The sequence below is a fragment of the Methanobrevibacter sp. genome (assembly GCF_017468685.1).
In the GTDB taxonomy this organism is placed as follows: domain Archaea; phylum Methanobacteriota; class Methanobacteria; order Methanobacteriales; family Methanobacteriaceae; genus Methanocatella.
On the sequence record NZ_JAFUHT010000034.1, the window covers coordinates 43,961 to 56,360 of the forward strand.

General features: G+C 34.4%; 9 protein-coding genes. 4 read left to right on the plus strand and 5 right to left on the minus strand.

Annotated elements, in window-relative coordinates; all coding sequences use genetic code 11:
• Complete coding sequence (locus tag IJ258_RS04950; RefSeq protein WP_292803810.1) at nucleotides 1-396, minus strand: nuclease; 396 nt, start codon at nucleotides 394-396, stop codon at nucleotides 1-3.
• 98 nt (nucleotides 397-494) lie between these two features.
• Here IJ258_RS04950 and IJ258_RS04955 point away from each other — a divergent pair, with 98 nt between their 5' ends.
• The 3 genes from IJ258_RS04955 to IJ258_RS04965 all read left to right on the plus strand — a co-directional run bounded on the left by IJ258_RS04955 (nucleotide 495) and on the right by IJ258_RS04965 (nucleotide 3,706).
• Complete coding sequence (locus IJ258_RS04955; protein WP_292803812.1) at nucleotides 495-1,778, plus strand: Mur ligase family protein; 1,284 nt, start codon at nucleotides 495-497, stop codon at nucleotides 1,776-1,778.
• A 63-nt stretch (nucleotides 1,779-1,841) separates the two neighbouring features.
• On the plus strand, nucleotides 1,842-3,029 hold the full coding sequence (locus IJ258_RS04960; protein ID WP_292803815.1) for a hypothetical protein: 1,188 nt from the start codon (nucleotides 1,842-1,844) through the stop codon (nucleotides 3,027-3,029).
• A gap of 23 nt (nucleotides 3,030-3,052) precedes the next feature.
• Nucleotides 3,053-3,706: an NTP transferase domain-containing protein gene (locus IJ258_RS04965; protein WP_292803818.1), complete on the plus strand. Its 654-nt coding sequence runs from the start codon at nucleotides 3,053-3,055 to the stop codon at nucleotides 3,704-3,706.
• On the opposite strand, the gene IJ258_RS04970 is transcribed toward IJ258_RS04965, so the two are convergent.
• From IJ258_RS04970 to IJ258_RS04980, 3 genes are read right to left on the minus strand one after another with little or no spacing between them, the layout of a single operon-like run.
• Nucleotides 3,698-4,375: a DUF169 domain-containing protein gene (locus tag IJ258_RS04970; RefSeq protein ID WP_292803821.1), complete on the minus strand. Its 678-nt coding sequence runs from the start codon at nucleotides 4,373-4,375 to the stop codon at nucleotides 3,698-3,700. The genes IJ258_RS04965 and IJ258_RS04970 overlap by 9 nt on opposite strands.
• A 27-nt stretch (nucleotides 4,376-4,402) precedes the next feature.
• Nucleotides 4,403-5,635, minus strand: coding sequence for a PD-(D/E)XK nuclease family protein (locus tag IJ258_RS04975; RefSeq protein WP_292803824.1), 1,233 nt, complete (start codon nucleotides 5,633-5,635; stop codon nucleotides 4,403-4,405).
• Nucleotides 5,636-5,645: 10 nt separating this feature from the next.
• Nucleotides 5,646-8,084: a DEAD/DEAH box helicase gene (locus IJ258_RS04980; protein ID WP_292803827.1), complete on the minus strand. Its 2,439-nt coding sequence runs from the start codon at nucleotides 8,082-8,084 to the stop codon at nucleotides 5,646-5,648.
• Between the two features lie 304 nt (nucleotides 8,085-8,388).
• Between IJ258_RS04980 and IJ258_RS04985 the strand changes: the two genes are divergently transcribed.
• Nucleotides 8,389-11,247 (plus strand): DEAD/DEAH box helicase, encoded by a 2,859-nt coding sequence (locus IJ258_RS04985; protein ID WP_292803830.1) that lies wholly within the window; start codon nucleotides 8,389-8,391, stop codon nucleotides 11,245-11,247.
• On the opposite strand, the gene IJ258_RS04990 is transcribed toward IJ258_RS04985, so the two are convergent.
• Nucleotides 11,244-12,383, minus strand: a complete 1,140-nt coding sequence (locus IJ258_RS04990; protein ID WP_292803833.1) for an aldo/keto reductase — start codon at nucleotides 12,381-12,383, stop codon at nucleotides 11,244-11,246. The genes IJ258_RS04985 and IJ258_RS04990 overlap by 4 nt on opposite strands.
• Nucleotides 12,384-12,400 lie beyond the last annotated feature (17 nt).

Here is a 12,400-nt window from a genome sequence, read left to right on the forward strand (position 1 = left end):
TTACATTGTTTCCGGTGCATCTTTAATTGAGTCGATTATGCAATTAGCATTCCACCCTACAATGGTTGCCGCATTTTCTTCAAGGACTTCTGGTACTTCTTCAACACCAATAGGTCTTACAAGTACAATCGGAATGTCATATTTTTTACTTGCATTTAACAAATCATCAAACAGCTCCTTATTGTCGCTGTAAAGACCGGCTAACATTATTATCCTGTCAACTTTTTGGTAAAACTCTTCACCTGCACTAGCATAAGCTCCAGACATGGATTCTTTCCATAGAAAATCAGTTTTAGAATATAATTTTTCGGTAAACTGGCCGTATTCCTTATTTTTATCAAAACCGTTAGTGATTATTAAATTATAAATTTTGTCATCTCTTTCGTCTTCAAACATTTAACCACCTTTGCTTTAAATATAACTCTCCTATTATAAAAATATTTATTAATTTAAAAATTTAAGATTATAATAGAATTATTTAGGAATTATTTTTTATGAAAGCGGCTGTAATTGGATTAGGGGTAGAAGGTAAAAAGGCGGTAAACTCTCTTTTAAATCATGGTTGGGAAGTTTATGCTACTGATTTGAATATTAATGTTGATTTATCCGGTTTGAATTTGCCAATATTGGATATGAATATGATTGAGGAAAAACAAACAGTTTCAATAGTTGGGGAAAAGATAACTGTTGATTTGGGATTTACCAATTCATATGCTATTGAAAGTTGTGATGCAATAGCTTTTAGCCCTAGTATGTATGGCGGGTCATTTGCTAATCGTTTATTGGAAGATGGGGATTTGTTAAGTGATGTTTTAGTAAAGCATAAGGATCTTTTCACTATTGGAATTACAGGAACTAACGGTAAAACAACCACTGTTCACATGCTGAAAAGTATTTTAGAAAATGCCGGCAAAAAAGTTTTGGTTGGTGGAAACGGTGGTGGAGGATTTTCAGGTTATTATGATTTGATTCTTGAAGCTGAAGAGGGAGATTATGATATCCTGCTTGTTGAAGTCTGTGACATGACACTGGATTTTGCCAATTACTGTTTTGATTTTGATATGGTCGGTTTGACAAATATTGGCAATGACCATATGGATGTTCACAAGACCATTGCAAATTATAAAAACTCTCTTGTTAGATTTTTTGCTGATAAAACAATATTCACTACATTTAATCAGGATTTTAACTCTGATTTTAAGGAATCTGCCAGTCAAAGCATTTCTTATTTTGCCTATCAGGATAAGCTTCAATTGGTTGGTGAGTTCAATTTGCTTAATGCAGGACTTGCAACTGCCATTGCCCGTGAGCTTAAAATCCCAAAAGATGTAATCAGATCCACACTTGAGAATTTTAAGGCCGTTCAAGGCAGATTAGATGTTTATAAAATCAATGATGCTGATGTGTATGTTGGAAAAACGGATAATTCTGATGCATTAGCTTCAGTTTTAGCTGAAAAAGACTTTTATGCGTTATTCATAGGTACTCCAAGACTTAATGAAATACACAGGCTGGATATTCTTGATGTTGCAGTTAAATATAATCCTGAAGTAATTGTTCTCTTCCCTGGTCTTGATGACACTTTAGATTTGGCAATTTACAGACTTAATTCATTAGGTTATATGGGCAATATCATAACCGTTAACACTCTTGACCAAATTATTGAATTGGTTGCCGAGTATTCTCATGAAGAGGCTATTTTAATCGGTGGAAATGGTCAGGATGTTATTATAGATATTCAGGATAGAATTAAGGAAATATCTGAAAAACTATTGTAAATCAATAAGCTTTTTATAATAGATTTGATATAATTAGATATGTATATTTTTTAGGTGTATTAAATGAGTAACGGTTGGAGAAAAATTTCTATTGCAATATTAGTAGCATTAATTGTTTTATGCGCATTCCTTGCAGTTTTTACTTCTGCAAGTAATAATTATACTGCAGAATCCGTAGTCAATCAATACAATCTTCCTATTGGCCAATCAATGTTTGAAAATCAATCTATTGTAGGTACAACAGATCCTGTAGAAGTTCCTTTAATAAGCAATTTCGGATTTTTAACACATCAACTTCAGGCATTTGATTTACAGGGCATGTTGATGGCATTTACAACAGGAGTTGTTCCATTCGACTTTTCTACTGTTGCAGGTGAAGGTATTGATTCATATGGAAATGTAGTTGATGTTGAAGGTCCTGGATTTTTAACCTATGCTGGAGATAAACTGGTTGTAAAAGAGCCTGATAATTATGTATGGGCATATAGTGCTCCATATAAATGGCTTGAAAAAACAGAATCTGGTGTAGATGTTTATGAAGATGGTAAAAAGATTAGATCTGTTCCTGTTGATGAAATTAGGGATTTGGAATATAGTAATGATTATTATAATGCTTCCACTATAGCCAGTTGGTATAATTATGATGCTGCAGTAGGTTCAACATTTACCTTGGAAAAAGGAATGGTTGGCTTTTCTGATGGTAGAAATAATATCTCATCAAGTGATGTGCCTAAAATATTTGGTCAAGAAATGGTAGATTATGCATCTGAATATCCGACAGGTTCTCCAATTTTATTATATTCCGGAAATTACACTGAAGAATCAGGTGAAACTTATGGTACATCTTTAGGTTCACACCCTGAATATGGTGACTCAATTAGGGAAGTCAATGCAAGACAGTTTGTTGATGCATGGAATGGAACTGTTATCCCGCCTAATTCCACATCCAGTGGTAAGGATTATGTATACTTTGAGTCTGCAAGTGATGCTTCAGCTCCTGGTGGAAGTGCTGCACACGGAGTATGTCCATCTGCAAGGGCTTTAAGAGCAGCAGTAACTTCTGAAGGATTTGATTTGCCTGTGGGTATGACCTGGGATGAAGATGCAGTTTTATTCGGTTTCAATCCTGCTCAGGATATCACTGTATATAATAATCATGATTATCCTGTAAAAATTAAAATGTGGACTGAAGGCTCAGGTACTGGAATGGGTATTTATGCCAAAGTCGTAAGATATATTCCTAATGACTGAATATATCTTTAAATTCTTTTTTTATGTCTATTTCTACAATCATTACTGCTGCTGGTAAGAATTCTCGTATGAGAAATGATCAGATTTCACGCGGTATCGAGTTGACAAATAAACTTATTTTACCTTTTAACAATAAGACCGTTATAGAGACCACAATTGATAATGCATTATCCTTGAATATTGATGAATGTATTGTAGTACTTGGACATTATGCCAGTGAAATAAAGGAAGCTATTTTTGATAATTATAAAGATGAAGTAAAGTTTGTAGAAAACAATCCTGTTGATGTAGGTTTATCAACATCACTTTACAATGGTCTTTCAAATATTTCTTCTGATTTTGCTTTGTGCATTACCGCCGACCAGCCGACAGTCTCAGCCGAAACATTTAAGAAAATGATTGAAGTAAGCCAATCCTCAAAAAATCCATACAAAACAATATCAATTTTGAGAAGAAGAAAAACCGGACTGTTGGATACTGCTGAAGGGTTGGGAATGCCTTTTGTAGCTCCAAGAAAAAACCTGATGAAATATCTTGAAAATGAAAATGATAATTTGAATCCAATACTTAGAAAGATATTTGATGATGGATATATATTTTATGGAATAAAAGAAAAAAATGAAAAAGAGTTATTAAATATTAATCATTATGATGATTATCTAACTCTTTTAGATTGATTCAAGTCCTTCAATAACTTCTTCGATTTTTGCCTTGCTGATGCCTATTGCCATCTCTTCATCCTTGATGTCAGCCGCTTTTCTGGAACCGTCACAACCTAATGTGAAATTAATTCCATCTTCAAGATAAGGTTTTGAAAATGCATCGCCACATAATGATTGAATACCTGCAAATAATCCGCAGGCTTTTTCACCGGATTTATAGACTAGGCTTTGTGCAAGTTTCATTCCGCCGACAGGTTTTGTAATAATTTGAATAACATCAGCTTCAAAATCAGCTTCATCTAAAGGAGCATAAATTATTGCCCATGATCTCTCTTCAATAATTGATAAATCTGCTGTTAATTTTTTTGCAGTTTCAATATCTTTAAATCTACCTAATGAGAAGTATTTTTCACCATTTGCTAGTTTTTCAGGCATATCTCTAAGTCCAATAGCTCCAGCTCCCCCTAAACACATTTGCTGGTCAATTGTTGAGTAGAAAGTGTCTCCTAATGAAGCTTTTCTAACCATTTCACAATGCCTGATTTTTTCACCGATTAGCTCAATGCCTTCTGGAAGGTCATCTTCAGTTTTAACTAATTTCATTGCAACCGGTTTAGCATCAAGAGTGATTTTACTTTCGATTACTTCACAATATTTTTTGTTTTTCTCTAAATTATTAGTCAATACAATCACCTTTGATAATATGTTTAGTTAAGGAATTTTAATATCTTTTGTTTTAACACTGTTATTTTTACAGAATGTTTTAAAATCACATGCATTACAGGTTCTTTCATCCGAATCTGCTTTCCAGGCCTCCTGAATTTTACAGCCCTTAATCTCTTTAATTAAGGAACTTTCAATATCAAAAACAACATCATCAAATCTGTTAAGTGAATCATCGATTTGTTTATCGTCAATATTGATTATACGAATTGACCTTGCAATTTTAAACTCTTCACTTAACTCCGGTGCCTTATCATCTTCGTTCCAGTTCATAATCAACTCAACATCATTTGCATATTTACTGTAGTCAATAGCACTATCAGTTCTGTCCTGTGCAATCTCTTCCTGTATTAAAACCAAATCCTCTTTTGAAGGAACAAGCTCATTTAGATAAAATATTATTCCTGCAAATATAGGTTTTGCATCTTCCTGGCGGCTTCTAAGCCATGAATATGTTAGGATTTGCTGTTTATGATTTTCCCATGGATTGGTAAATTTATTGATACTCTGTTCAGGAGGTCTTTTCATTCCTTTATAATCAATGATGATTTCGTATTCATCCCCTTCGCTGAAATTTGTGATTTTTTTTCTGAATTCGGGATCTTTTTTGAGAAATTCTATAATCTTGTTATTGTAATTATCCAAATTGCTTTGAGTAAGATTTTTATTAATTTTCATTGAGCTTAAAACGTCAACAACACCGTTAATGCCGTAATAGTTGGATCTGCTGACATTTTCATCATAATTTGGCATTTTTCTAATTCCCTTAATCAGAAGTTCTGTTGAATCAATCAGAGGAAACAAATGAGGTCCCCAAACATTGATGGCTTTTTCTGCTCTTGCACTGGCTAATTTCTTATGGTCGTGTTCATTCAAATCCTCAATGGTCAAATCGCTATTCATCAGACTGTAAAACAAATCCTCATCATAAGGGTAAAGCCCGTCCACCTGCAATCTAACGTCAATCATGTCCTCAATCGGGCGAATATCCTCTTTCCAGTTCCAAGGAAACTCCTTATTGTTTGTGTCCCATTCAAGATAAGCCTCTTCCAAAACGCCATGAATGAATTCTCCAAACCATCTTTGAACAGGTTTTGAAGGAGGAAGGGTTCCTTTGTTTTGATAGCGATATTGCAGATTGCATGTGAGAAATGACAGCAAATCTCCAGTTAGACTGTATTCTGGAATTATATATGATTTTGATCTTGAAGGTAATTTCATAATTAATCTCCTATATTAAGTAAATTTCATTAAATCCGTGATATTTTTCATCTCTGCTCCATCCGACGGCAACATTAGGTATGTTGAAGTGGTCTTTTTTACGTGTATATCCTTCAATCGCTGAATTTAAACCCACCAACAGCAATACACTTTCTGCTCTTGAAAATGCAACAAAGTAAAGGCGTGTCAAATCATCGAACGAGCGGTCCTTTTCACTTCTTTCGGATTCGCCCAATTCACTGTATCTGCGTATGGTGTCTTCGATTGTAATGTTTTTGGCAGATTTTTTCGGGAATCTTAAGTGCTGTGTTTTGATGTTGTTGTCTTTAAACTTCGAACCCACATCAACAATTACTAATGGAAATTCCAATCCTTTTGACTGGTGTATTGACAGAACATTCACCCTATCATCAGGCAGAGTTTCAAGTAATGATTCATCAATTTGTATTCCTCCGCTTGCAAGTGGAATGAAAATGTTCCAGATGGCTTCTAAAATTGATTCCTTTTCAGTTTCCTTATTGTAAAATGAAATGTTTGAATAGTATTTGCTGAAAAAACCGGTCTGCGTAATGGATTTGGTAATCGCTTCAAGATAAACTATTCCTTCAACATCATCCTGCAGTTCATCAATCCAAGTAACTAGTTTGTATGCAAGCTCCATTAGGCTGGCTTTTTGTGGCCATTTGTCACTTCCCCTTGGAATTCTATTCTGCCAGTAAAGGACAAATTGGCTTAAGTTAATCGGTTCGTGAGGTTCTGGGTTTAGTTTAATGTATTCTCGTGCACGGACTCTCCATCTGGTCATTGTAACCTTTGCAAGATTCGGAATAGTTTTGTCACTTAACTGAATTTTGCTTTCAGGGTCAATGCATTCAAGCATCAGTCCGCAGAATATTTCCACAATTTCAACCTTTTGAAGTTCAATGCCTCTTGGATTAAAGACTTCAATTGGATTTCTTTGCTTTTTTAAATGTCTTCTCAAGTAATATAAAAGTGAATTGTTCCCAAACTGTTTTTCTTTAGGAGAATATGACAATATTGCAACATCTGATGCGGATCCGTATTCATCATCTAATTTGAGGGTCAGCCTTTCAATTCTTTTTCCCTGCTTTTCACGCTCCTGATTAATCTGCTGTAATCTGGCAATATCAATGTTTCCATCAACTTGTCTGAAATAATCTTCATCAAGGACTTTTAAAACCTTAGGATGCACTTCTCCTTCATTGATAAGTTTTGAAAGTAAGTTGGACAATGATTTTGACAGCATCTCCACATTGTTTCTAAAAAGTCCCAGTATTGGCATTGTGTCCTTTTCAAAATCAGGGGCTATGATTTTTGGTTTGTTTTTAACCCTTGCAAGCTGATAATCGTCATCGAGTTCAACAAAATGATTGCAAAGGTTGATGATGTTGTCTGTTGAACGGTAATTAGTTTTAAGATTGATTTCTTCTACATCAATCCCCAATTTATCATTCGCACGTTGCTTATAATTGGTGAATAAATCTACAGTAGCTCCTCTGAAACGATAAAGGGATTGGTCATCGTCTCCTACAACTGTAATATTTCCATTGTTTTTAAGTGCGGATTTTGCAATTGTGAAATAGATTTCTTCCTGAATCAAATTGGTGTCCTGATATTCATCGATTAAAACGATTTTAACATTATCTAAAAATAAATCCAGTCTGTTTTCTTTAAGCATTGTTAAAAATCTAGATTCAAGGATTGTAAAATCCATTGTATTTCTCTCGATTAGCAAATCCCTATATTTCTTAATGCAATTCAGTGTGATTTCCATTCCTTTATCATGAGTTATCTCTTTAGATAACTCATCAATGTCTAGCTTGTCCTGATAGATTCTGTCTTTAATTACAAGTAAAATTTCACTCATTTTTGATGGTTCATCAAATTTTTCTCGGCCTGTCAGTGTTTTAAGGAATTCCTGAAGAGCTTCGTTTTTATATAATTCATTTTCACTTAGAATCTTTATCATTGCGGAGTTTGAAACAAATTTTTCTATGACAATTGGATTGTTGGTTCCGGGCTCTTTGTTTTGCCTCATTATTTCTTCTGCCAACTTATCGATTGTCCCAACTTTTATCTGGTTAAAGTCAATCCGATTTACATCTCCAATCAGGTCAAAATCATCTGTACTGTCAAATATATGATTTTTAATTTCATCTCCCCAGCCCAGGATTCTTGAATATAATTCTTCTGCCGCTTTTCTTGTAAAAGTTGTTGCAAAAATCTCTTCAGGATTGATGTCATCAACAAATATGAATTTTAATATTTTTAACACCATTACGGTAGTTTTTCCGCTTCCGGGACCTGCAACCAAGAATAATGATTCATTTGCTTTGGCGATAATTGCTTTTTTTTGGTCTTCATTTGAAGAAATGTCTCTTTCAAGTACTTTCACTACAATCTCTTCAAATTCTTCTTGAGTAATCATTTTTTCCCTCACTCATTAAATATGGTTTTATTTATTAAGTTAATACTTAATAAAGTAATTGAGAGAGCATTTGAAAAGTAATTTTTAAATTTAAAGTTTATTTAGGTTAACCAAAAATTTATTTATAGTGATGTACAAATTATTTAACATGGGGTAATAATTTCTCCATAATATGCATAAGTTAGGAGCAATTGCTTCTAACTTCAAATAATTTCTAATTCTTATTACTTTTCAAATGCTCTCTGATTTGATTTAAATATAATAAATTACCAAAATAATGATATAATTAATTTTAGCTGATATTATGTCTGAGGTAAACCATATTGATATGTTTAAAAATGATGTGAGATATAGGGAAAATATTGCCCATATTGAAACTATACCAGCTAAAAAAGCTAGTTTTAAAAAAGTTGATAATTTAAATGAAAAAATAGTGGACTATCTTGATTCCAGAGGCGTTAAGTTGTACCAGCACCAAGCCGAGACATATGAAGCAATCCAAAACGGTGAAAATGTAATTATAACAACACCGACCGCTTCAGGTAAAACTCTTGCTTTCAATCTACCGATAATGGAGACAATGATTGAGGATAAGGATGCAACAGCCCTTTACATTTACCCAGCAAAGGCTCTGTCAAATGACCAGCTGCACGTTTTGGAGAACCTGGAAAAAGAATTGGACATTAAGCTAAAACCCCGAACATATGATGGGGACACTCCAAGGACAGAAAAAAGGGGAATACGTGAAAATTCAAGGATTGTACTGACAAATCCATATCAGCTTCATTTGATATTGTCATGGCATCATCAATGGTCAAGATTTTATAAAAACCTGCGTTTCATTGTCATTGATGAATCACATTACTATAAAGGAGTCTTTGGCTCAAACGTTGCATTTTTAATTAAAAGACTTAAAAGAATTGCAAACTTTTATGGATCATATCCTCAGTTCATTTTATCATCTGCAACACTGGCCAATCCGTTGGAGCTTGCAAACAGATTGACAGGTGAAGAATTTGCACTAGTTGACAATGACACCTCTCCAAGCGGTGAAAAGGATTTCATCCTGTATAATCCATTCAAAAATTACGTTAGAAAAAAGATTAACACACAAAATGCACCGTCTGTCCACATGGAGACTGAAAACATATTCATGTACATGATGCTTAAAAACATCCAGACATTATGTTTTACCGTTTCAAGAAAAACAACAGAACTAATTGCCATGTGGGCCAAAAAGGACATGACTCAAATAAAGGGGCAATTGGCTCATAGAATTGCAGCCTACCGTGCAGGCTATCAGGCAACTGAAAGACGAGAAATCGAAGATGGGCTTAAAAGCGGAAAATATCTTGGAGTTACATGTACCAATGCATTGGAGCTTGGAATAAACATCGGATCACTTGATGCTGTAATCATCTCAGGATATCCCGGAACAATGATTTCAACATGGCAACAGGCAGGAAGAGCAGGAAGGAGCAATCAAAAATCTCTGGCTGTACTGATTGCCTTTGAAAACCAGCTTGACCAATACTTCATGAATAATCCTAAATTCTTCTTTGACAAGGCTCATGAAAATGCAATCATTGATTTGAAAAATCCTATATTGCAGGATGCACACCTTCTATGTGCTGCAAAAGAACTTCCTTTGCAAAGAGGTGAAGCGGAAAAGTACTTTGATATTTCACAGGATGTTGTTGATAAGCTAGTTTCCCGCAAGGATTTATATGAAAATCATAGAGGGGACTTTATTTATCCGTACGACGATAATCCTGCAATGGACCATTCACTTGACCAAATATCTTCTGAAGAGTTTAAGGTAATGAATAATGGTCAACTTCTTGAAACTATGGAAAGGTCCCAGGTCTATCGTGAAGCTCATGAAGGTGCAATTCTAATCAACAAAGGGGACACTTATGTTGTAAATAGTGTTAATTTAAAGAATGGATTTGTTAATGTATCAAAACAGGAAGTTGATTATCATACAATGGTTTTAAACCAGACTGACATTAACATTAAAAAGAAACTGTCAAAAACAAAATATGGCAAGCTGACAATACACTTTGGCGAATTGACAGTTAGTGAAGATTACTTTAAATATAAAAAAATGCAATTTTCTAAGGCGGTTGGAACATACCCTCTTGATTTGCCGCCATTAAAATTCAATACCAAAGGATTGTGGTTTACAATACCAAAACAGGTTAAGGACACATTGGAGGATATGTTTCCAAATGAGGAGGAAGTCTTTGCGGGCGGATTGCATGGTGCAGAACATGCTTTAATCGGACTCTTTCCACTTCATACAATGTGTGACAGGTTTGATATTGGTGGACTTTCAACCAATTATCATGAAGACACACAGGAAGCTACAATATTCATTTATGACGGTTATGAAGGTGGAATTGGTATTTGTGAGAAAGCTGTTGATGTGTTTATAGAATTGTTAAATTCAACCATTGATTTATTGGATAATTGCCAATGCCAAAGCGGCTGTCCCGCTTGCATTTATTCTCCAAAATGTGGAAATGATAATAAGCCGTTGCATAAAAATGCCACTAAATATATTCTGGAATATATGAGGAATTTAATAGCTAGAAGTGATGAGGAAGTGGAAGCTGAAATCACTATTGAAAACGAGGAAATTCCCGATGAGTTTGATGATGCCCTTGAATTATATAATAAAGGGGATTATTCCGCTTCAAAAGATGTTCTCAATTCAATTTTGGCTCATGACAATAAACACTCCAATGCACTATCACTTATGGCGCAGATTTTATACGAGCAAGACCAAAGAGACATAGCATTGGTATTTACCAAAAAGGCACTTTCATGTGATAGGTCAAATGAAATGGCAAATGAACTTGAAGTGCTTCTTACCAATAAGCCCCAAAAACAGGAAGTTAAGCTGAATTCTCTTGATGATATAGAAACATTATATGAAGAGGCTTATGATTTATTTGAACAGGGCGATCTTGCAACTTCCTCAGAAATATTGGAAAAACTGTTGGATTTTGATGATAAAAATTCAGAAGCATTGGCATTGATGGGATTGATTTATTATCATTCAGGCATTTTCCAAAAGGCGATTGAGTATTATAAAAAGGCATCAAAAATAAATAAAAATGGTGAAATGGTCCGTGAGTTAAAAATGAGGGTTTCCTAGCCGTATGGGCTGAATCCTTCCTCAAAGTGTTTACATACATTTTCCAGCTCTTCCGGAATGTCTATATTTTGTGTACAGAAGTCCAGACAGGTTCCACAATATGTACAATCTTCAGCAGGAACCTTTTCATCTGCCAGTTTATCGTAATATAATCTGTAGATATTTGATTCGGGCTGATTTTTGCTGGTATTGTAGATATGGAAATATTCAGGTATAGGAATCATTGAAGGGCACTCTTTTATGCAATATCCACATTCACTGCACGGTACAGCAAGAGTCTCTTTTAGTTTTAAGCCCATTTTTTCTAAAAATTGATTTTCTTCATCACTTAAAACTTCAAAATTCTCAAAGGTATCGCAGTTGTCAATCATGTCTTCCATCTTGTTCATGCCGCATAAAACCATTTTTACATTATCAAGTGAAGCGCAGAATCTTAATGCAAAGCTTGCAATTGATTTGTCAGGATTAAAATTTTCAAATTCCCTGTTGATTTCTTCGGATTGATTGACGATAACTCCGCCTTTTAGTGGTTCCATTACATAGACATCAATTCCATATTGGGTACATAAATCGTAACATTTGTGTGATTCGATTGATTCATCTTCCCAGTCAAGATAGTTAAGTTCAAGCTGAACAACATCAAGATATTCACCGTATTTGTCCAAAACTTTTTCTAATAGATTTGCCTTGTCGTGGAAACTGAAACCAATTTTTTTGGCAATTCCCTTTTTTTTCATGTCTTTTAAAAATTCAAATGAATTGTGCTTTTCAGCCAATTTAAACCATGGAACATTGATATTGTGTATAAATAATACGTCAAAGTATTCAATTCCCAGTCTTTCTAGCATCTCATTAACGAATTTTTCATTGTCGCTTTCACTTGTCAGCGCCCAAGTAGGTATCTTGTCACAGATTTCAAATGATTCACGCGGATATCTTTCAACTATTGCTTTTCTCATGGCTGTTTCGCTTGTACCGTTATGGTAGGCATAGGAAGTGTCAAAGTAGTTGAATCCTTTTTCCATATAGATATCAACCATTTCATTGAACAGTTCCTGATTGACTGATGTTGGGTCATCAGCGTTGGTTAGAGGTAATCTCATACAACCAAAACCGAATTTAGATTTGTAAGTCATAATATTATCTCCTTATG